The organism is Nocardioides sediminis, assembly GCF_003047295.1.
Lineage (GTDB): Bacteria > Actinomycetota > Actinomycetes > Propionibacteriales > Nocardioidaceae > Nocardioides > Nocardioides sediminis.
Genome location: NZ_PZYZ01000002.1, coordinates 825134 through 845769 on the forward strand (window position 1 = coordinate 825134; position 20636 = coordinate 845769).

At 72.8% G+C, this 20636-nt stretch carries 24 protein-coding genes; 14 read left to right on the forward strand and 10 right to left on the reverse strand.

The window, feature by feature from the left end; translation table 11 throughout:
* Positions 1–55: 55 nt before the first annotated feature.
* Positions 56–418: a hypothetical protein gene (locus DAI17_RS08670; protein ID WP_159081428.1), complete on the reverse strand. Its 363-nt coding sequence runs from the start codon at positions 416–418 to the stop codon at positions 56–58.
* A gap of 56 nt (positions 419–474) precedes the next feature.
* A complete protein-coding gene (locus tag DAI17_RS08675; protein WP_107772454.1) occupies positions 475–1335 on the reverse strand; it encodes an MBL fold metallo-hydrolase in 861 nt (286 codons plus the stop codon).
* Between the two features lie 71 nt (positions 1336–1406).
* Here DAI17_RS08675 and hrcA point away from each other — a divergent pair, with 71 nt between their 5' ends.
* Genes hrcA through DAI17_RS08690 form a run of 3 tightly spaced genes read left to right on the forward strand, consistent with a single transcriptional unit; the run spans position 1407 to position 4379 of the window.
* Entirely contained in the window at positions 1407–2435 is a 1029-nt protein-coding gene (gene hrcA / locus DAI17_RS08680; RefSeq protein ID WP_107772455.1) for a heat-inducible transcriptional repressor HrcA, read from the forward strand.
* Complete coding sequence (gene dnaJ / locus DAI17_RS08685; protein WP_107772456.1) at positions 2432–3613, forward strand: molecular chaperone DnaJ; 1182 nt, start codon at positions 2432–2434, stop codon at positions 3611–3613. The genes hrcA and dnaJ overlap by 4 nt, the downstream gene beginning before the upstream one ends.
* Before the next feature lie 25 nt (positions 3614–3638).
* Positions 3639–4379, forward strand: a complete 741-nt coding sequence (locus DAI17_RS08690; RefSeq protein ID WP_107772457.1) for a 16S rRNA (uracil(1498)-N(3))-methyltransferase — start codon at positions 3639–3641, stop codon at positions 4377–4379.
* A gap of 127 nt (positions 4380–4506) precedes the next feature.
* Here the strand turns inward: DAI17_RS08690 and DAI17_RS08695 are convergent, their stop codons facing one another.
* Positions 4507–5460 carry a Gmad2 immunoglobulin-like domain-containing protein gene (locus DAI17_RS08695; protein WP_107772458.1) on the reverse strand — a complete coding sequence of 318 codons (954 nt, stop codon included), beginning with the start codon at positions 5458–5460 and terminating at the stop codon, positions 4507–4509.
* Between the two features lie 75 nt (positions 5461–5535).
* Here DAI17_RS08695 and DAI17_RS08700 point away from each other — a divergent pair, with 75 nt between their 5' ends.
* Both DAI17_RS08700 and DAI17_RS08705 read left to right on the forward strand, forming a co-directional pair.
* Positions 5536–5895 (forward strand): histidine triad nucleotide-binding protein, encoded by a 360-nt coding sequence (locus DAI17_RS08700; RefSeq protein WP_107772459.1) that lies wholly within the window; start codon positions 5536–5538, stop codon positions 5893–5895.
* A complete protein-coding gene (locus DAI17_RS08705) occupies positions 5892–7109 on the forward strand; it encodes a hypothetical protein (RefSeq protein WP_107772581.1) in 1218 nt (405 codons plus the stop codon). The genes DAI17_RS08700 and DAI17_RS08705 overlap by 4 nt, the downstream gene beginning before the upstream one ends.
* Before the next feature lie 18 nt (positions 7110–7127).
* On the opposite strand, the gene DAI17_RS08710 is transcribed toward DAI17_RS08705, so the two are convergent.
* Positions 7128–7403, reverse strand: coding sequence for a hypothetical protein (locus tag DAI17_RS08710; RefSeq protein WP_107772460.1), 276 nt, complete (start codon positions 7401–7403; stop codon positions 7128–7130).
* An 83-nt stretch (positions 7404–7486) separates the two neighbouring features.
* Here DAI17_RS08710 and DAI17_RS08715 point away from each other — a divergent pair, with 83 nt between their 5' ends.
* The 8 genes from DAI17_RS08715 (at position 7487) to era (ending at position 15163) form a co-directional block, all read left to right on the forward strand.
* Entirely contained in the window at positions 7487–8503 is a 1017-nt protein-coding gene (locus DAI17_RS08715; protein ID WP_107772461.1) for a PhoH family protein, read from the forward strand.
* Positions 8500–8967 carry an rRNA maturation RNase YbeY gene (gene ybeY, locus DAI17_RS08720; RefSeq protein ID WP_107772462.1) on the forward strand — a complete coding sequence of 156 codons (468 nt, stop codon included), beginning with the start codon at positions 8500–8502 and terminating at the stop codon, positions 8965–8967. The genes DAI17_RS08715 and ybeY overlap by 4 nt, the downstream gene beginning before the upstream one ends.
* Entirely contained in the window at positions 8964–10274 is a 1311-nt protein-coding gene (locus DAI17_RS08725; protein WP_107772582.1) for a hemolysin family protein, read from the forward strand. The genes ybeY and DAI17_RS08725 overlap by 4 nt, the downstream gene beginning before the upstream one ends.
* Positions 10267–10608 (forward strand): cytidine deaminase, encoded by a 342-nt coding sequence (locus tag DAI17_RS08730; RefSeq protein WP_107772463.1) that lies wholly within the window; start codon positions 10267–10269, stop codon positions 10606–10608. The genes DAI17_RS08725 and DAI17_RS08730 overlap by 8 nt, the downstream gene beginning before the upstream one ends.
* 55 nt (positions 10609–10663) lie before the next feature.
* Positions 10664–12028 (forward strand): FAD-binding oxidoreductase, encoded by a 1365-nt coding sequence (locus DAI17_RS08735; protein WP_234412396.1) that lies wholly within the window; start codon positions 10664–10666, stop codon positions 12026–12028.
* A 38-nt stretch (positions 12029–12066) separates the two neighbouring features.
* Positions 12067–13326, forward strand: coding sequence for a class I SAM-dependent methyltransferase (locus tag DAI17_RS08740; RefSeq protein ID WP_199905007.1), 1260 nt, complete (start codon positions 12067–12069; stop codon positions 13324–13326).
* Between the two features lie 77 nt (positions 13327–13403).
* Positions 13404–14180, forward strand: a complete 777-nt coding sequence (locus tag DAI17_RS08745; protein WP_107772466.1) for a siderophore-interacting protein — start codon at positions 13404–13406, stop codon at positions 14178–14180.
* Positions 14177–15163, forward strand: coding sequence for a GTPase Era (gene era, locus DAI17_RS08750; protein WP_107772467.1), 987 nt, complete (start codon positions 14177–14179; stop codon positions 15161–15163). The genes DAI17_RS08745 and era overlap by 4 nt, the downstream gene beginning before the upstream one ends.
* 17 nt (positions 15164–15180) lie before the next feature.
* On the opposite strand, the gene DAI17_RS08755 is transcribed toward era, so the two are convergent.
* The 6 genes from DAI17_RS08755 to DAI17_RS08780 all read right to left on the reverse strand — a co-directional run bounded on the left by DAI17_RS08755 (position 15181) and on the right by DAI17_RS08780 (position 19699).
* Positions 15181–15657: an HIT family protein gene (locus DAI17_RS08755; protein ID WP_107772468.1), complete on the reverse strand. Its 477-nt coding sequence runs from the start codon at positions 15655–15657 to the stop codon at positions 15181–15183.
* Between the two features lie 29 nt (positions 15658–15686).
* Positions 15687–16190: a GNAT family N-acetyltransferase gene (locus tag DAI17_RS08760; protein ID WP_159081429.1), complete on the reverse strand. Its 504-nt coding sequence runs from the start codon at positions 16188–16190 to the stop codon at positions 15687–15689.
* Between the two features lie 85 nt (positions 16191–16275).
* The gene (locus DAI17_RS08765) at positions 16276–16704 is read right to left on the reverse strand and encodes an NUDIX domain-containing protein (protein ID WP_107772470.1); all 429 of its coding nucleotides are present in this window, start codon (positions 16702–16704) and stop codon (positions 16276–16278) included.
* Positions 16705–16837: 133 nt separating this feature from the next.
* Positions 16838–18262 (reverse strand): HNH endonuclease, encoded by a 1425-nt coding sequence (locus tag DAI17_RS08770; protein WP_107772471.1) that lies wholly within the window; start codon positions 18260–18262, stop codon positions 16838–16840.
* 119 nt (positions 18263–18381) lie between these two features.
* Positions 18382–19203, reverse strand: a complete 822-nt coding sequence (locus DAI17_RS08775) for a septum formation family protein (protein WP_107772472.1) — start codon at positions 19201–19203, stop codon at positions 18382–18384.
* Positions 19204–19213: 10 nt separating this feature from the next.
* On the reverse strand, positions 19214–19699 hold the full coding sequence (locus DAI17_RS08780; RefSeq protein ID WP_107772473.1) for a flavodoxin family protein: 486 nt from the start codon (positions 19697–19699) through the stop codon (positions 19214–19216).
* 62 nt (positions 19700–19761) lie between these two features.
* On the opposite strand from DAI17_RS08780, the gene DAI17_RS08785 reads away from it, so the two are divergent.
* On the forward strand, positions 19762–20520 hold the full coding sequence (locus tag DAI17_RS08785) for a class I SAM-dependent methyltransferase (protein WP_107772474.1): 759 nt from the start codon (positions 19762–19764) through the stop codon (positions 20518–20520).
* The last annotated feature ends 116 nt before the right edge of the window (positions 20521–20636 follow it).

The following is a 20636-nucleotide window of genomic DNA, read 5'->3' on the forward strand; positions in this document are numbered from 1 at the left end:
GGCGACCCGGCGGCGTGGGGGTGCCACGCCGCCGGGTCACGTCGCGAGCCGGTCGTCAGCCGGAGATGCCGGCGCCCTGGGCGCCGTCGCCGCTGACGGACTCGGGGTCGGTCTCCTCGTCGGAGCCCGAGTCGGAGTCCTCCGTGCTCGGGGTCTCGCCCGAGGACTCGTAGGTGCCGGTGGTGTCGTCCTGCGTGTCGTCCATCCCGAGCTCGTCGCGGTCCTTGGTGGCCTCGTCGTCGGGATCGAGGGGCTCGGCGAGCGGGTTGTCCTCACCGGGCTGGAGGTCCTCGGGCAGCTGGTCGTCGGAGACGCCGGCGAGCTGCTGGTCGTCGGGGGACGCGGAGCCGCCCTCGTGGTCGGCGTCGGCCTCGCTGGTGGTCGAGCTGGCCTGGGGCACATCGCTGGATTCGGTCATGCGTCGTTCCTACGCGAGCGCCGCCGCCGCGTAAACCCCCCGACGGATGGGCGGGGTCAGATGAGCGGCAGCCGCTTCTGGCTGCGGGGGAGGTGCTCGTAGCCCAGCCGCACCGCGGAGGCGAGCAGGCTCCGGTCCCACGGCCACTCGCCCTCGTCGAGGGCCCGCCCGACCGGCACGCCGCGGCTCGCGAGGTCGCGGACCGTCTCGGCGATGATCCCGAGCTCGGTGCGCTGCTCGTGCACGAAGTCCTTGTCGACGAGCCGACCGTGCCCGGGGACGACGACGGTCGCGTCGGTCGTCAGGCCGAGCACCAGGTCCAGGGTCAGCGGCCACTCCAGCGGGAACGAGTCGTCGCCGATGAACGGCTTGTCCGACTCCTCGACGAGGTCCCCGGCGACGATCACGTCGGCGTCGGGAACCCGGACGACGAGGTCGCCGGCGGTGTGGCCGCGTCCGGGGTGGATGAGCTCGACGGCCCGGTCGCCGAGGTCGAGGGCGACGGCGGAGGAGAAGCCGTGGGTGGCGGGCCGCAGGGGGGTGTCGAGGATCTCCTCGGCCCGGGCGTTGCCGGTGAACTGCTCGGCGTCGGGCCGGTCTCCGGTGCGCGCCATCTGCTCGAGCGCGAAGTCCGTGGCGTGGATGGGCACGTCGCCGAGCGCGGTGACCATCACGTCGTTGCCGAACCAGTGGTCCCAGTGGTCGTGGGTGTTGACCAGCGCCGTCACGGGCCCGGCGCCGAGGCGTCGTACGGCGTCCGCGACCTGGCGTGCCGCGTGCGCGGACCCGTGCGTGTCGACCATCACCAGGCCGTCCGCACCGCCCACCAGGGTGATGTTGACGTGCATCCAGTCGTGGTGGGCGACCCAGACGCGGTCGGCCACCTCGACGAAGGACGGCTCGCTGGTGTCAGTCATGGGACCGACCCTAGTAGGCTTGGCACTCACGATCAGCGAGTGCCAGACGAGCAACCGGACAGGAGGGACGCATGAGCGAGGACCGCAGGCTCGCCGTCCTCCGGGCGATCGTCGAGGACTACGTCGCCACCGAGGAGCCGGTCGGCTCCAAGGCCCTCGTCGAGCGGCACAGCCTCGGGGTGTCGCCGGCGACCGTGCGCAACGACATGGCGGCGCTCGAGGACGAGGGCTTCATCCACCAGCCGCACACGAGCGCGGGGCGGGTGCCCACCGACAAGGGCTACCGGCTCTTCGTCGACCGGCTCACCGGCGTCAAGCCGATGAGCGCGGCCGAGCGCCGCGCCATCACCACGCTGCTCGACGGCGCGGTCGACCTCGACGACGTCGTACGACGCTCGGTGCGGCTGCTGAGCCAGCTCACCCGGCAGGTCGCGATCGTGCAGTACCCCACGCTGTCGCGCAGCACGGTGCGCCACGTGGAGCTGGTGTCGCTGACCCCGACCCGCGTCATGGTGATCCTCATCCTCAGCACCGGGCGCGTCGAGCAGCGGCTGGTCGAGCACGGTGCGGAGGTCAGCGAGGAGCAGCTCGCCGACCTGCGCGTGAGCATCAACCAGGCGGCAGCGGGCGAGCGGATCGCCGAGGCCATCCAGGCGCTGGGCCGCCTCCCCGAGGAGGTGCCTCCCGACGCGGCCGCGCTCGCGCGCGGCCTCACCACCGCGCTGACCGAGGCGATGTCGGACCACCGCAGCGACGAGCGTGTCGCCGTCGGCGGGGCGGCCAACCTGGCCCGCTACGGCGACAGCTTCGACACCGCCGTCCGGCCCTTGCTCGAGGCGCTCGAGGAGCACGTCGTGCTGCTCAAGCTCCTCGGCGAGGCGACCAGCGGCGACGCCGTCACCGTGCGCATCGGGCACGAGGGGCCCTACTCCGAGCTCTCCTCGACCAGCGTCGTGGCCACCGGCTACGGCCCAGCAGACCAGGCCTTCGCCACGCTCGGCGTGGTGGGGCCGACCCGCATGGACTATCCCGGATCCATGGCTGCCGTGCGCGCCGTCGCGCGGTACGTCTCCCGGATCCTCGACGAAGGACACCAGTGACCCAGGATCTCTACGAGCTGCTCGGCGTCTCCCGCGACGCTGACGCGGCCACCATCAAGAAGGCCTACCGCGGGCTGGCCCGCCAGCTCCACCCGGACGTCAACCCCGACCCCGAGACCCAGGACCGGTTCAAGGAGGTCTCCCGCGCCTACGAGGTCCTCTCCGACCCGCAGAAGCGCGCGGCGTACGACCGCGGCGGCGACCCGTTCGGCGGCGGCGCGGCAGGCTTCGGCCAGGGCCAGGGCTTCTCGTTCACCGACATCATGGACGCGTTCTTCGGCGGCGGGGCGCCCGGTGGCGCCGCCGGCGGCCAGGGTCGCGGACCCCGCCAGCGCGTGCGCCGCGGCCAGGACGCCCTCATCCGGCTCGACATCGAGCTCGCCGAGGCTGCCTTCGGCACCACCAAGGACCTCAAGGTCGACACGGCGGTCGTGTGCACGACCTGCCACGGCGACGGCGCGTCGCCGGGCACCCAGCCGATCACCTGCGAGACCTGTCGCGGGGCCGGTGAGGTGGCCCAGGTGCAGCGCTCGTTCCTCGGCGAGATCCGCACCCTGCGCCCGTGCGCGGCCTGCCGCGGCTTCGGCCAGATCATCCCGGACCCCTGCCGCGAGTGCTCCGGCGACGGCCGGGTCCGGTCGCGCCGCAACCTGACGGTCAAGATCCCGGCCGGCGTCGACCACGGCACCCGCGTCCAGCTCAGCGAGCAGGGCGAGGTCGGCCCCGGCGGCGGCCCGCCCGGTGACCTCTACGTCGAGATCCACGTCGAGCCGCACCCGACCTTCACCCGGCACGGCAACGACCTGCACTGCACGGTGACGCTGCCGATGACGGCCGCCGCGCTGGGCACCACGTTGACCCTGCCGCTGCTCGAGGCCGACCTGGAGACTCCCGAGGACTCCGAGGTGCGCACCGACTACGACCTGGAGATCCGTCCCGGCACCCAGTCCGGCAGCGAGCAGGTGCTCCGCGGCTTCGGCGTCCCGGGGCTGCGCGGCGGTCGCGGCGACCTCGTCGTCAACGTCGTCGTCGACACCCCGACCCGCCTCGACGCCCGCCAGGAGGAGCTGCTGCGCGAGCTGGCCGCCATCCGCGGCGAGGAGTCGCCGGACGGTGCTGTCCAGGCGCCGCAGAAGTCGATGTTCGGTCGGCTGCGCGACGCGTTCAACCAGCACTGATGGCAGCACCGAGCGGCGCGGCCGCATGAGCCTCCCGGTCCACCTGGTCCCGTCGCTGGACGGCGTCGCCGTCGGCGCGACGGTCGAGGTGACCGGCGACGAGGCCCACCACGCCGTCGCTGTGCGCCGCCTGCGCGTCGGCGAGCAGGTGGTGCTGACCGACGGCGAGGGCCGCTCGGTGACCGGGGCGGTGACGGCCACCGGCAAGCGCTCCCTCACGGTCGAGGTCGCCACGGTGGCGTCCTCCGACAAGCCGTCGCCGGCCTTCACCGTCGTGCAGGCGCTGCCCAAGGGCGACCGCGGCGAGCTGGCCGTCGAGGTGCTGACCGAGGTCGGCGTCGACGTCGTCGTCCCGTGGGCCGCGTCCCGCTCGGTCGCGGTGTGGAAGGGCGAGCGCGCCGTCAAGGCGCACGCGAAGTGGCAGGCCACGGCCCGCGAGGCCGGCAAGCAGTCGCGCCGCTCCTGGCTGCCCACCGTGACACCGCTCGCCTCCACGGACGCGGTCCGCGAGCTGGTGGCGGAGGCCGACCTCGCCGTCGTGCTCCACGAGGACGCGTCCGTGCCGCTGTCCGGCGTCGAGGTGCCCGCGTCGGGTCGGGTCGTCGTCGTGGTCGGCCCCGAGGGCGGCATCGCTCCCGAGGAGCTGGCGGCACTGGAGGCGGCCGGAGCCGTCACCGTCCGCCTCGGCGACGAGGTGCTGCGTACGTCGACCGCGGGCGTCGTCGCCGTCGCCGCGCTGCTCTCCCGAACCGACCGCTGGCGCTGACCGGGCGCTTTCGTCGCGCTGGATGGTGCCGACCGGGCACTTCCATGCACCTGGGTTGCGACCCAGCGGTCAGGTACGGCCCGGTCACGTGGTTCCAGCGGTACGAAACTGCCCGGTCAGCGCCCGGTCAGCGGAGGGTGAAGTCCTTGCTGTCCTCGTGCGGCCCGGCGCCCTCGGCGCCCCCGGAGGGGTCGTCGGTGCGCGCGACGAAGGTGTAGCCACCCGGCTCGAGACCGGAGACGTCGATGGAGGCCTCCCACGGGTAGAGCCGGTCCATCCAGCCCTCCGCGGTCGCGAAGCCGTCGAGGACGACCTCGTTCCCACGACGGATCTCCCACGGCACGGTGGCCTCGAAGGAGGACGCCACCCCGCTCGCCTCGAGGGTGTCGCCCTCGACCACCTCGCCCTGCTCGGGCGAGGTGATGTTGACCAGGCCCAGCACGTCGAGGGCCGGGGCGTTGGAGACGGGCGAGCCGGTGTCGATGCCGAAGAGGGTGGAGCCGGCGCCGCTGCGCTGGAAGACCACGGGCACCCGCTCCTGCTGGACGCCCTGGAGCGTGTACACGAGCTGCTGCACGGCGAGCCTCGCCGAGCGCTTGGACATCCCGTCGGGGCGGTCGGTGAAGCCGTCGCCGGCGATGGTCACCAGCAGTACGCCGTCGGTCGCCTGCACGGACTCGATTCCCACGCTCGGCCACTCGGTGCGGTAGTCGGGGTCCTGCGGGGTGCCGCCGTCGACGAGCTGGGCCGCCTCCAGCAGCGGGTCGCCCGAGACCTGCTGGAACTCACGGAACAGCCGGGGCCCCTGCGGCGTGTCGCCGACGTAGTAGACCGGGACGGCCGTCCCGCCTGCACCTGCGGCCTCACCCGGCGACTCCGAGCCCGTGTCCGAGGGGGCCTCCGTCGGCTGCTCGCTGGGCTCGGGGCTGTCCGTGTCGGTCGCGGTGTCGGTGGCCGAGTCGGTGGCGGTGGCACCGGTCGTGGCCCGGTCGTCGGCCGGCTCGTCCTCCGAGCAGGCGGACAGGCCCGAGGCCAGCCCGACGGTGAGGGCGGCGTACAGGGCCAGGGAAGCGGTGCGCATGCGATTCACGCTAGTGGGACGTACGGCGACCCGTTCCGGTTACACGCCGGGGACCGCGGATCTACGCTGGGCAGCATGACCGCGCCCGAACGTCCCGACGACTGCCTCTTCTGCAAGATCGTGGCCGGTGACGTCCCGGCCGACATCGTGCGCGCCGACGAGACGACGATCGCCTTCCGCGACATCAACCCCCAGGCGCCGACGCACGTGCTCGTGGTGCCGCGCAGCCACTACCCCAACGCGGCCGAGCTGGCCCACCACGAGCCGAGCGGGCTCGCCGACGTGCTGCGGGCGGCGGCGGACGTGGCCGAGAGCGAGGGGATCGACGAGGGCTACCGCTCGGTCTTCAACACCGGCGCCGGCGCCGGGCAGACCGTCTTCCACGCCCACCTGCACGTCCTCGGCGGACGCTCGCTGCAGTGGCCGCCGGGATGAGCACCCGCCTCGCGGCGGCCCTCGCCGCCCTCGTCCTCCTCCTCGCCGGCTGCTCGGGCACCGACGGGGAGCACTCCTCCGGCCACGAGGCGACCGACGCCGCCGCGGCGGAGGGTGACGAGCGGACGGGGGAGGGCGAGGACAGCGCCACCGGGCACGGCGACGGACACGCGTCCGCCGAGCCCGCCGCCGAGGTGCCGCTGCGCAGGGGCGAGCGGCGCGAGACCCTCACCATGCCGGCTGCCTACACGCCGTCCGCCCCCTACGGCAGCGGCACCGACGACTACCGCTGCTTCCTCCTCGACCCCGGGCTCGAGCGCGACACCTGGCTCACCGGCACGACGGTGCAGCCGGGCAACCCGGACGTGGTCCACCACGTGATCCTCTTCCAGGTGCCGGCCGCCCAGGTCGCCGTGGCCGAGGAGAAGGATGCGGCCGAGGACGGCGAGGGCTGGACGTGCTTCGGCGGCACCGGGCTCGACACGTTCCAGGACGTCGACGACGCCTCCTGGATCGGGGCCTGGGCCCCGGGCGGCGAGGAGTCGGTGCGCAAGCCGGGCTACGGGGTCAGGCTGGCCAAGGGCAGCCGCATCGTCATGCAGGTGCACTACAACCTGCTCGCCGGCACGCAACCCGACACCTCCGCCGCCCAGCTGCGGCTCGCGCCCGGCACCCGCGACCTCGAGGAGCTGCACACCATGCTGCTCCCGGCACCCGTCGAGCTGCCGTGCCGCGCGGCGTACGACGACGGCCCGCTGTGCGACCGCGACAGCTCGATGCTCGACGTCATGCAGCGCTTCGGCGCCGAGGGGTCGCGCACCGCCAACGTCCTCTACCTGCTGTGCGGCGGCGAGCCGCGCCCCGGACAGGTGCAGAGCTGCACCCGGACCGTGCGCGAGCCGATGACGATCCACGCGGCGGGCGGGCACATGCACCTGCTCGGGCGGGAGATCCGGGTGGTCACCAACCCCGGCACCGACCGGGAGCAGACCGTGCTGGACATCCCGGTGTGGGACTTCGACGACCAGGGCGCTCGCGACATCGAGCCCGTGTCGCTCCAGCCGGGCGACACCGTGGAGGTCACCTGCAAGCACGTGCAGTGGCTGCGCGACCAGCTGCCCGCGTTCGAGGGACAGCCCGACCGCTACGTCGTCTGGGGTGAGGGCACCACCGACGAGATGTGCCTGGGGATGCTGCAGGTCAGCAAGCCGTAGACCGCCGCCGAAGGGGGCTCAGAAGAGGTAGCGCAGCCGGAGCACCGCGAAGAGCACCGGCAGGCCGAAGACGACGAGCATGGCCCAGGCGGTGATCCGGTGCCAGGGCTTGGAGGAGTCGAGGCGGCCGCCGAAGTCGAGCAGGGCGCCCTCGACCGTGTGGTGGGTCAGCCCCATCCGGCGGGCGTCCTCGGGGAGGTGCTGGCCGGGGAACCACTGCGGCTCGGTGTCGTCGTCGTGGTCGTCGGGGTCCTCGTCGTACCACTCGTGGACGTCGTGGTCGGCACCCGGCATGGGGACACGGTACGTCCGCGGTCCGCCCGGTACGGCGAACCCGGTGGGCCGTCCCCGCCGCGCTCGCTAGCATGGAGTCACATATGACTGAGACTCCGCATCCCTCCCACACCGTCGTCGTGCCCAACAGCATCGACATGGTCAGCGTCCTCGGCCCCGGCGACGAGCACCTCGGCCTCATCGAGCGCGCCTTCGACGCCGACGTCCACGTCCGCGGCAACCGGATCACGCTCACCGGCGAGCCCGCCGAGGTGGCGCTGGCCGAGCGGCTCCTCGACGAGATCGTCACCATCATCCGCACCGGCCAGGGCGTCACGTCCGAGACCGTCGAGCGGATCATCTCGATGATGCGTGCCGAGAGCACCGAGCGTCCGGCCGACGTGCTGTCCCTCAACATCCTGAGCAACCGGGGCCGCACCATCCGCCCCAAGACGCTCAACCAGAAGCGCTACGTCGACTCGATCGACAAGCACACGATCACCTTCGGCATCGGCCCGGCCGGCACCGGCAAGACCTACCTGGCGATGGCCAAGGCCGTGCAGGCCCTCCAGGCCAAGGACATCAGCCGGATCATCCTCACCCGCCCGGCCGTCGAGGCGGGGGAGCGGCTCGGCTTCCTGCCCGGCACGCTGTCGGAGAAGATCGACCCCTACCTGAGGCCGCTGTACGACGCGTTGCACGACATGCTCGACCCGGAGACGATCCCCAAGCTCCTGGCGGCCGGCACCATCGAGGTCGCCCCGCTGGCCTACATGCGCGGCCGCACGCTCAACGACGCGTTCATCATCCTCGACGAGGCGCAGAACACCTCGCCCGAGCAGATGAAGATGTTCCTCACCCGGCTCGGGTTCGGCTCCAAGATCGTCGTCACCGGTGACGTCACCCAGGTCGACCTCCCCGGTGGCGTCCAGTCGGGCCTGCGCGTGGTCGAGGGCATCCTCGACGGCGTGGAGGACGTCGTGTTCAACCGGCTGACGTCCCACGACGTCGTCCGGCACCGGCTCGTGGGCCGCATCGTCGCGGCGTACGACGCCTTCGACGCCCAGCAGCCGACGACTCCGGCCCAGCGCGACTCGCGGCCGCGGGGGACCACCCGGTGAGCATCGAGGTCCTCAACGAGTCCGAGCAGGAGCTCGACGTACGCCGCCTCTCGACGCTCTCGCGCTTCGTCATGGACCGCATGCGCGTGCACCCGCTTGCGGAGCTGTGCATCAAGGCCGTCGACGAGGACACCATCGCGCTGCTCAACGCGCAGTGGATGGACAAGGAGGGGCCGACCGACGTGCTGGCGTTCCCGATGGACGAGCTGCGACCCGGCAAGGTCAACGAGGAGCCCGAGGAGGGCGTCCTCGGCGACCTGGTGCTGTGCCCCGCCGTCGCTGAGCGGCAGGGCGCCGAAGCCGGCCACGGCACCGTCGCGGAGATCGAGCTGCTGACCGTGCACGGCATCCTGCACCTCCTCGGCTACGACCACGCCGAGCCGGAGGAGCACGAGGAGATGTTCGGCCTGCAGGCCCGGCTCCTGGAGGAGTGGCGGGCGTCCGCCCCTGGTCCGACCCGGTGAGCGGTGACGTCTGGCTGCTCGTCGTGGCAGCCGTGCTGGTCGTGGCGGCCGGCCTCTTCTCGGCCGCCGACGCGGCGCTCAGCGGTTTCTCCCGTGCGCGTGCCGAGGAGCTCGTCGCGGAGGGCGCGTCGGGCTCCAAGCGGCTGCTGACGATCCTCGACGACCCCGCGCGCTACCTCAACACCGCGCTGCTGCTGCGCCTCCTGTGCGAGATCGCGGCCATCGTGCTGGTCGCCCTGTGGGTCCACGACCTCTACGGCGGCGACTTCTGGCCGGCGTACGCCACCGCCGTCGCTGCCATGCTGGTCGTCTCGTTCGTCGTCATCGGCGTCGCGCCGCGCACCGTGGGGCGCCAGCACGACCGCAAGGTCGCCACCCTGTCGGCGGGTCCGTTGTCGCTGATCACCACCGTGCTCGGGCCGCTGCCGCAGGGGCTGATCCTGCTGGGCAACGCGATCACGCCCGGCAAGGGCTTCCGCGAGGGGCCGTTCTCCACCGAGACCGAGCTGCGCGAGCTCGTCGACCTCGCCGAGGCGTCCTCGGTCATCGAGTCCGGCGAGCGCAAGATGATCCACTCGGTCTTCGAGCTCGGCGACACCATCGCCCGCGAGGTGATGGTGCCCCGCACCGACGTCGTCTACATCGAGCGGCACAAGAACCTGCGCCAGACCATGTCGCTCTTCCTGCGCAGCGGCTTCTCCCGGGTCCCGGTGGTGGGGGAGAACCTCGACGACATCGTCGGCATCGCCTACCTCAAGGACATCGTCCGCCGCGACTTCGAGCAGCCCGACGTCGAGTTCACCCAGCGGGTCGACGAGGTGATGCGTCCCGTCCACTACGTGCCGGAGTCCAAGCCGGTCGACGCCTTGCTCAGCGAGCTCCAGGCGCGCCGCCAGCACATCGCAGTCGTCGTCGACGAGTACGGCGGCACGGCCGGCCTCATCACCATCGAGGACGTGCTCGAGGAGATCGTCGGAGAGATCACCGACGAGTACGACGAGGAGGAGGCCGACGTCGAGTACCTCGAGGACGGCACCTTCCGGGTCTCCTCGCGCTACCCCGTCGACGACCTCGACGAGCTCGTCGGGATCTCCGTCCACGACGAGGACGTCGACAGCGTGGGCGGCCTGATGGCCAAGGAGCTGGGGCGGGTCCCGATCCCCGGCTCGGTCGTGGAGGCCCACGGCCTGCGCTTCGAGGCCGAGCGGCTCTCGGGCCGGCGCAACAAGATCGGGACCGTGCTGGTGGGCCTGGCCCAGGACCGCGAGGACGACACCGAGCACGAGGAGACCGCGACCGATGACTGACGCCGACCTGTCCGCGGAGGACGCCAAGCTCGTCACCCTCGCGCGCGCCACGCGGGCCCGCACGGGGGCCGCCGAGGGGGCCGCCGTCCGCGACCTCGACGGGCGCACCTACGCCGCGGCGAGCGTGGCCCTGGAGTCGCTGTCCCTCACCGCGCTCGAGGTCTGCGTCGCGATGGCCATCGCCTCGGGCTCGCGCGGCCTGGAGGCGGCGGTGGTGCTGAGGACCGGCGACGAGGCGCCAGACCTGGCGGCGGTGCGCGAGTTCGCCGGACCCGGCGTCGTCGTCCACGTCGGGGACCCGCGGGGCACCCTGGGCACCCCGCTGCACACCTGACCTCACCCCAACCGGGGGATGCTCCACCGCCCGTGCGGGTGGATACCGTGGAGGCGTGCGCACGGCAGTGGGCTGGGAGCAGCACTCCGTCGGCGTGGCGAGGCTGAGGGAGTCCTTCGCCGCGCTGCCGCCGGGTGCGCCCGTGCGGCTGGCCAAGCGGACGTCCAACCTCTTCCGCGGCCGGGCCGGCGCCGGGCCCGGGCTCGACGTCTCCGGCCTCACCGGCGTGATCGAGGTGGACGGCGACGTTGCCGAGGTGCAGGGCATGTGCACCTACGAGCACCTGGTCGAGGTCACCCTCAGGCACGGCCGGATCCCGCTCGTGGTCCCGCAGCTGCGCACCATCACGCTCGGCGGGGCGGTCACCGGGCTGGGCATCGAGTCCACCAGCTTCCGCAACGGGCTGCCCCACGAGTCCGTCCTGGAGATGGACGTGCTGACCGGGTCCGGCGACGTCGTGACCACCAAGCCGGGCGACGCGCTCTTCGACGCCTTCCCCAACTCCTACGGCTCGCTGGGCTACGCCAGCCGGCTGCGCATCGAGCTCGAGCGCGTCCCGGAGTACGTCGCGTTGCGGCACGTCCGGTTCGACGGCGCCGACGCCCTCGCCGCCGCGGTGTCGACGATCGTGGAGCACCGGGTCTGGGACGGCGAGCGCGTCGACGGCCTGGACGGGGTGGCTTTCGCGCCCGACGAGCTCTACCTGACGCTCGCCCGGTGGACCGACGAGCCGGGGCCGACCAGCGACTACACGGGCCAGGAGGTCTTCTACCGATCGCTCCGGCGACGGACGACGGACCGGCTCACGGTGCACGACTACCTGTGGCGGTGGGACACCGACTGGTTCTGGTGCTCGGCGGCGTTCGGCGCCCAGCACCCCGTCGTACGCCGTCTCTGGCCGCGTCGGCTGCGCCGCTCCGACGTCTACTGGCGGCTGGTCGCCCTCGACCGGCGCTGGCACGTCGGGGACCGGCTCGACCGACGGGCCGGGCGGCCGCAGGCGGAGCGGGTCGTCCAGGACGTCGAGGTGCCGGTCGACCGGCTGGCGGAGTTCCTCGCGTGGTTCGACGACGAGGTGGGGATGCGGCCCGTGTGGCTGTGCCCGCTCGCGCTGAGACGCGACGACGCCGAGCGGCCCTGGCCGACGTACCCGCTGACCTGCGGCACGACGTACGTCAACGTCGGGTTCTGGGGCAACGTCCCGGTCGGGCCCGAGGCGCCGTCGGCGCCGCGCAACCGCGCGATCGAGGCGAAGGTCGACGAGCTCGGCGGTCACAAGAGCCTCTACTCCGAGGCGTTCTACGCGCGGGCCGACTTCGACCGGCTCTACGACGGGGCCAACCTCGCGCGCGTCCGGGCGGCGCACGACCCGGACGGTCGGATGACGGATCTCTTCGAGAAGGTGGTGGGAGGACGATGAGCAGCCAACGGGGAAGTCAGCGCGGCGTTCGACGGAGGATGGCCATCGGGGACGCGGTGGGCAGGCTGATGCGGGACGGGATGCCGGTGCGGTTCACGGCGTACGACGGGAGCAGCGCGGGCCCGCCCGACGCGACGATGGGCCTGCACCTGCGCAACGAGCGGGGGCTGGCGCACCTGATGACCGCGCCCGGGGACCTCGGTCTGGCGCGCGCCTACGTGAGCGGGGACCTCGACGTCACGGGGGTCCATCCGGGCGACCCCTACGACCTGCTGGTGCTGCTCAAGGACCGCACGCGGTTCCGGGTGCCGCCACCGACGGAGGCGGTCGAGATCGCCCGCGGGCTGGGGCTGACGCACCTCCGGCCGCCACCGCCGCCCCCGCAGGAGCACCTGCCGCGCTGGCGTCGAGCGGTCGAGGGGCTGCGGCACTCGATGGCCCGCGACGCGGAGGTGATCGCGCACCACTACGACGTCTCCAACCGCTTCTACGAGCGGGTGCTGGGGCCGTCGATGACCTACACGTGCGCACTCTACGAGGAGCCGGACACCACGCTGGAGGAGGCGCAGGCGGCGAAGTTCGAGCTGGTCTGCCGCAAGCTCGCGCTGCGGCCCGGGCAGCGGCTGCTCGACGTCGGCTGCGGCTGGGGCGGGATGGTGCGGCACGCCGCGCGGGAGCACGGCGTCCGGGCGCTCGGCGTGACGCTGTCGCTCGAGCAGGCCCAGTGGGCCAAGGAGGCGATCGACCGGGAGGGGCTCGGCGACCTCGCCGAGGTGCGCCACCTCGACTACCGCGACGTCATGGAGACCGGCTTCGACGCGGTCAGCTCGATCGGCCTGACCGAGCACATCGGCGTCCGCAACCTCCCGGCGTACTTCGCCCACCTCCGCGGACGCCTGCGGCCCGGCGGCCGGCTGCTCAACCACTGCATCACCCGCAACCACAACAAGCGGCAGGAGACGGGTGCGTTCATCGACCGCTACGTGTTCCCGGACGGGGAGCTGATCGGCGCCGGCCGGATCATCGCGGCCGCGCAGGACTCCGGCCTCGAGGTCCAGCACGCCGAGAACCTGCGCATGCACTACGCCCGGACGCTCGCCGACTGGAACCGCAACCTGGCCGAGCACTGGGACGAGTGCGTCGCCGAGGTGGGTCAGGGCACGGCGCGGGTCTGGGGCATCTACATGGCCGGGTCCCGGGTCGCGTTCGAGCGCGACGAGATCGAGCTCCACCACGTCCTCGCGACCCGCAACCACGCCGACGGCCGCTCGGACTTCCCGGTGCGCCCCGACTGGTGACCGGGCGGTTCCGTCGCGCTGGAGGAGGCCGACCGGGCGATTCCATGACGCCGGCGGCCCGCCGATAGCCTGTCGGGATGAGCACCCGAGCCGCCCGGTACGACGCGCAGGTCCTGCGCCGCGAGCAGCTCTCGTCCCACTTCGTGCGCCTCGTCCTCGGCGGGCCGGGCCTGGCGGGCTTCGCCTCGACCGGCGTCCCGGACGAGTGGGTGGCGCTGACCGTGCCGGGGCAGTTCCAGACCCGCTACTACACGGTGCGCTCGTGGGCCGACGGGGAGCTCGTCCTCGACGTCGTGGTCCACGAGACGGGGCTTGTCACCGAGTGGGCGACCACGGACTGCGTGGGCGACACCGTCACGGTGAGCGAGCCCAAGGGGTCCTTCGACATGCCGGCCGACGCGTCCTGGCTGCTGCTCGTCGGCGACCTCACCGCGCTGCCTGCGATCGCCCGGATCATGGAGTCGGTCGCCGTCCCGGTCACGGCCTGGGTGGAGACGCCCGACGAGCCGATCCGCGACTACGTCTCCGGGGACGTCACGTGGACGACGCCTCCCGAGGGCGTCGAGACCGCGACCGCCGACGTCGTCACCGCCATCGACTGGCCGGAGGGCGAGGGCTACTTCTGGATGGCCGGCGAGTCCGCCCAGATGCGGGCGATCCGCAAGCACCTGATGCGCGAGCGCGCGCTGCCGTCGGCGGCGTACGACGTGATGGGCTACTGGCGCGGCGGCGGCCAGAAGCGCCAGCCGCGCGCCGTCGACCCGGGGCCCATCTGGCGCGCCGGCAAGGCGGCAGGGAAGAGTGACCAGGAGATCTGGGCCGACTACGACGCAGCGCGGGAGAAGACGCCATGAGCGAGCACGACAAGGACTTCGACGTCAGCGGCGTCGCCCCCGCGGGTCCGATCTACGGCACCCGGCCCGAGGGGTTCCGGAGCGGCTTCGCGAGCTTCGTCGGCCGACCCAACGCGGGCAAGTCGACCCTGACCAACGCGCTCGTCGGCTCCAAGGTCGCCATCACCTCGTCCAAGCCGCAGACCACCCGGACCGCCGTGCGCGGGATCGTCCACCGCCCCGACGGGCAGCTGATCCTCATCGACACCCCGGGCCTGCACCGTCCGCGCACGCTGCTCGGCGAGCGGCTCAACGACATCGTGAAGACGACCTGGGCGGAGGTCGACGTCGTCGCGGTCTGCTTCCCGGCCAACGAGAAGATCGGTCCCGGCGACCGGTTCATCGTCAACGAGCTGGCCAAGGTGCGGCGCACGACCAAGATCGCCGTCGCCACCAAGACCGACCTCGCGACCCCCGAGCAGCTGGGCGAGCACCTCCTCGCGATCCAGGCACTGGGGGAGGAGACCGGCACCGAGTGGGCGGAGATCGTGCCGGTGAGCGCGGTGTCCGGCTCCCAGGTCGACCTCGTCGCCGACCTGCTGCTGGGCCTGCTGCCCGAGGGGCCGCCGCTCTACCCGGACGGCGAGCTCACCGACGCACCCGAGGAGATCCTGGTCGCCGAGCTCATCCGCGAGGCGGCCCTCGAGGGCGTCCGCGACGAGCTGCCGCACTCGATCGCCGTCGTGGTCGAGGAGATGAACCTGCGCGAGGGCCGCCCCGCCGACAAGCCGCTGCTCGACATCCACGCCAACCTCTACGTCGAGCGGGACTCCCAGAAGGGCATCGTCATCGGCCACAAGGGCTCGCGCCTCCGCTCGGTCGGCACCGCCGCCCGGACCCAGATCGAGAAGCTGCTCGGCACGCCCGTCTACCTCGACCTGCACGTCAAGATCGCCAAGGACTGGCAGCGGGACCCGCGGCAGCTGCGCAAGCTGGGCTTCTGACGCCCGGCCGTCCGGCGTCAGTCGAAGGTGCGGGGGAGGTCCAGCTCGCCGGCGAGCAGGTCGACGTACGGCGCGCGGGCCGCAGCATCGACGTACGCCGCCTCGCGATGGCGGACGTAGAGCCGGTCGTCGTCGTGCCGCGGGAACACGTGGACGTGCAGGTGCCAGACGTCCTGGTTGCCCACCGGCTCGTTGTGCTGCCGGGTGGAGACGCCGTCGCAGCCGTACGTCGTCCTGATCGCGGTCGCGACCTCCTGGGTGAGGTCCCAGACGGCGTGTCCGGCGTCGCGCGGCATCGCGTAGAGGTTCTCGTGGTGGTCGCGGGGGATGACCAGGGCGGCACCCGCGTTGCCCGGCCACCACTTCGGGGCGATGCGCGCGTAGGCCAGCTCGGTCACCGCGACCACGTCCCCGGGCTGGTTGCGGTCGTCGTGGACTCCCCGCTGGATCCGGCAGAACGGGCAGTCGTAGCCGGGCGGCTCATGGGTCCACATGGGCCGCGATCCTGCCGTGGCCCGGTGGCTCAGGACCGTGCGGGGTCGAGGTCGCGGCGCATCAGCTCGATCTGCAACGCGGATCCCTCGCGCAGCGGCTCCCACTCGCCGGTGGCCATGAACCCGCACTGCTCGTAGAGCCGTCGAGCGACCTCGTTGCCCTCGGTCACGTGCAGCTCGACGGTCGTGACACCGCGACCGTGGGCGTGGTCGACCAGCCACTCGAGGAGCGACCGCGCGTGCCCGCGGCCGCGCGCCTCGGGAGCGGTCCACATCCCCCAGACCATCATCCGCCCGGGGTGCTCCGGCGGGTGCCAGCCGGCGCCCATGGCGGCGAGGCCCTCGTGGTCGTCGTCGCGCACGCCGAGGATCGGGTCGCCCTGCTCCAGGCGGTCGCGCCACGTGTCGTCGTGCTGCTGCTCGACGTCGGCCAGCGTCATGCTGAACGCCGTGGGGGCGTCGGCCAGGGCGCGCAACCTGATCTCGCGGAACTCCTGCCAGTCGTGGGGCCCGAGCCGCGCGATCGTCGCCATGGGTCGACCCTTCCAGGGTCGCGGCCGTACGGCGAACCCATTTGTCCTGCACGTGGCGCCCATCGGTGCGCCCGTCGGCCGCGGATCAGGAATCCTGGCGGGGGTGCCCGCCGGACTGCCTCGAGCGGATCACCCTCACGATGTCGGTGAGACTCGCAGGGTCGGCGAGCTTCAGCCTCGACAGCTCGGCTGCGCCGAACCACCGGAGCTGGTCGTGCTCGTCGGGCGCGGCGTTGACCGGCTCGCCCTCCCAGTGCTCGACCACGAATGCGTGCATGTCGATACCGGGATCAGTGAACGCCATCGGGATCGGTCGTGGGTCGAGAACGCGGACTCCGATCTCCTCGCGGCACTCCCGGACCACGGCTTGCACCGGAGATTCGCCCGGCTCGACGTGGCCGCCGACGAGGTCCCAGCAGTCGGGGTACCACCGTCGCTCGGGACTCCTGTGGGCCATCAGCACGCGCCCGTCGCGAACCAGGGCCGCGACGGCGATGGCGACAGGAGTAGGCACGGGACGCACCCTAGGGAACGTGCGCGGAGGACGTGCTCCGGACATGGCGGTCCGCGCTGAGTCCACCTCAGCCCGCCCGGACGCGCCTGTGGCCCCGCCGATGGTGCTGGTGGCGGGGTGCGGGGCGTGGTGGCTACTGGTCGGGCGGGTGCAGGTCCGGCATCCCGGGCTGATCGTCCCCGAGAGCAGGGCCGGATTCGGGCCAGGCGCGTCCGGTGCACCGGCTGCCGGTGTGGTCGCAGCGGTAGGTCCAACCCAGCGGACTGGTCCACTCGAACACACCCGGCTCGGTCATCACGTACCGCCAGCGGCCCTTGGTCTTGAGCCGATGGTGCCGCCTGCAGAGCGCGGCGAGGTTGTCCGTGGACGTGGGTCCGCCGCGGTCGGGGTGGTCGTGGTCGTAGGGGACGATGTGGTCGATGTCGCCGTGGCGGGCGTTGCGGCCGCACCACGGGAAGACGCACGTCCCGTCGCGGACGATCACGTACTCCCGCATCCTCGCGGTGGGCATGTAGCCCTTGGTCTCGAGCCGTTCACGGAGGTCGATGACCGGCTTGACGACCACCGCGGCGTCGGGGCGGCCGCACCACGCGCGGACCTGCTCCACCGACAGCAGGCGCTGGCCGGCCTGCTCGACTCGCGCACACAACACCTCGCCGGTGCCGGACCCGTTCCCGAGCGGGCTGGTGATCGCGTCGGCGGACAAGTGGGCGTAGATGACGACCTGCGTCACGGGAGCGGCTGGTTTCGAGGCTCGCTGCGCGAGCTCCTCGACCGCCGATGGATCGCGGTGATCTTCGTCGGTGTCGAAGCCGATGGTCAGCTGCCGCAGGGCGAGGTCACCCAGCGCCGTGGCCCGACGCCCGTCGACGGTGTCGGTGGACCCCAGCTTCGCGAGGTGTTCCGCGCCCGATGCGACCGCCTCGCGCAGGGCGAGGGCGCCGGGGATCTCCAGGTCGGCCTCGAGGTGCATGGTGCCGTCGAAGGAGACCTGCTGGGTGTCGAAGGTGACGTTGCGCTTGTCCGCCGACTTCTCCAGCGCCTTCTCGACCTCTTCGGGCATGAACCTGACCCGGGCCTCGTCGACCACCCTGCCCAGGGCGGAGGGGGTGAGGCGGTTGGCGCACCAGAAGGTCTGCTCGTCCACATAGGTGGCGGCCTCGAGGGTGAGGTCGAGGGTGGTCTGCGCGATCACCCGGGCCCGCCACCCCGCGACGAGTCCGGCCTGGACTGCGCCCCACAGCTGCGGGAGCCGGTAGGCCACCTCCACGCACTCGGTCAGGAACCGCCCCGCGCTGTCGCACGTGCGACCGAGCATGGTCGCGAACTCCGGGACGCAGAACTCATCGATCGACGGGGACCCCTCACCCGCGAAGGTCTTCGGGGAGGTGAAGCACGCCTCCGCGTGCTCCGGGTCGGCCAGGTGCAGGTCGGCCCAGTGCACCCCGAGCCGCATCATCTCCACGTCGTTGCGATCGGCGGCCTGCTTGCGTTCGCGCACCGCGCGCAGCAGCTCGGCCGGGGTATCCGGTAGAGCGGGAGCGGTCGGCGTCTTCATAGGTCCTACTCAAGCAGGGCCCACCGACATCGCGCCGGCGCAGAACGGCCCCTGTGGACGGTGGTGTCGGGGGTTTCGGGGCTCGCTGACGCTCGTCCCTCGACCTCCCGACCCGCGGATCAGTCCGGCGCCCAGCAGATCCCGTACCGCTGACCGGCGTTCCACTGCGCCCGCGTCGGACGCTCCTCCGACCACGTGAAGTCCAGCGGGTCGTCCGCCCGGCTGCGGGCCGCGGCGCGGCAGGCGGACTCCATCCGCGAGCCGGCCTGCGCGGCCGTCGGGTACGCCGACCCCGGCAGGTCGACGGTCGCGACCGCCCGCCACGAGGGGTCACCGACGCCGCAGGGGACCCGCTCGAACGACGCGGCGCGAGGCGCGGCGGTGCCGCACATCGCGAAGCGGTCCGACGAGGCCAGCATGCCGCGCGAGGACCGCGGCAGCGCCAGCAGCTCGCCCTCACCCGCGAGGGCGACGACGTCGCAGCGGTACCAGTCCGCGCCCGACGCGGCCTCCTCCACCGAGGGGGTGAACCACACGGCCTGCACCATGCTCAACCTGACCTCCTCCGCCGTGCCGCCGACATGCCGTCCGAGCCGGGACGTGCACCGGCGGGCGACCCGGTCCTGGACGTCGGGAGAGTCGACCGCAAGGAGGTGTCCGTCGCTGACGAGGTCGAGACGGCCGACCTCGAAGGTCTGGGAGGTGTGCCGCTGGCGGCAGGGGACGTCGGTGCCGACGACGACCGGCGCGATCGCCTCGTCGTACGACAGGCGGTGGCAGCCACTCTTCTCCGGACGCTCCGGCGACACCACGGCGGTCGGTGACGGCGAGGAGGCAGGGGGCGGCGAGGAGGGAGAGGACGACGGCGACGGCGAGGACCCGTCGTCCGTGCACCCCGCGAGGAGCAGCGCGGGGACGAGGACCGCGAGCAGGCGGAGCATCACGAGGGCATCACTCGCTCAGCAAGGCGGCGATCGTGCCGCCGAGCTCGTACGCCGCCTCGCGCTCGCGGTCGCCGACCTCGCCCAGCACCTCGAGGACCGGCGCGGACTGCCGCCAGGGCAGCGCGCCGACGATGGACTCGACGGAGCGGACCGCGCCGGTCGTGTCGTAGCGGCCGTGCACCCACAGCCCGAAGGGTCGCTTGCCCCCCGAGCCGCCCGACGCCGACCCGTCCTCGGTCAGCGCCCCGCCGGCCTCGAGGAAGATCGTGTCGAAGAAGTGCTTGAGCGCCCCCGACATGTAGCCGAAGTTGGCCGTCGTGCCGAGCAGGTAGCCGTCCGCGGACAGGACGTCTGCCGCCGTCGCCGCCAGGGCCTCGCGCTCCACGACCTCCACGCCCGTGACCGCGTCGTCGCGGGCACCCGCGAGCACCGCGTCGGTCAGCCCCCGCACCACCGGGGTGGGGGAGTGGTGGACGACGAGCAGGCGGGCCATGGGGCGAGGCTAACGCGGCCGTGGGACGACGAGCGGCCCACCGAGGAGTAGCGTCCGCAGTCATGAGCTTCGAGGTGGCGGCGGAGGCCTACGACAGGTTCATGGGCCGCTACTCGCGCCCCCTCGCCGGGCGCCTGGTCGACTGGCTGGAGGCGTCCGACGGGCACCGCGCCCTCGACGTCGGGTGCGGCCCCGGGGCCTTCACCGGACACCTCGTCGACCGCCTCGGCGCCGGGCACGTCTCGGCCGTCGACCCGTCGCCCCCGTTCGTCGAGGCGTGCCGCTCCCGGTTCCCCGGCGTCGACGTCCGGCTGGCCGCCGCCGAGGCGCTGCCCCACGACGACGACTCCTTCGACCTCGCCGGGACCTGCCTGGTCGTGCACTTCATGCAGGACCCCGTCGCCGGCCTCGCCGAGATGGCGCGCGTGACCCGGCCCGGTGGCCTGGTGGGGGCGACGGTCTGGGACCTGCGCGGCCGTCGCGAGCCGATGGCGCCGATGTGGACCGCGTTGGAGGGGGTGGACCCCGACCACCCCGGGGAGCGTGACCTGCCAGGTGGGGCCGAGGGCCAGCTGGTCGAGATCCTGGAGCGGGCCGGCCTCCACGACGTGGAGGGCACGGAGATGGCCGTCACCGTGACGCACCCGAGCTTCGAGGAGTGGTGGGAGCCCTACCTGCACGGCGTGGGTCCCGTCGGCGAGGCCGTCGCGGCGCTCGACGCCGTCCGCCGCGAGCAGGTGCGGGCCACCTGCCGCGAGCGGCTCGGGGACGGCCCCTTCGACCTCACCGCGGTCGCCTTCGCCGCCCGCGGCCGCGCCTGAGCGTCGTACAGGACCAGGTGCCCGCGTCTCACGGACCGGGGACCGGGAGGCGGTCCCGGGCCCACGGGTCTACGCTGGACGCATCATGACGCGCAGCCTCCTTCTTCGCTGCCGCA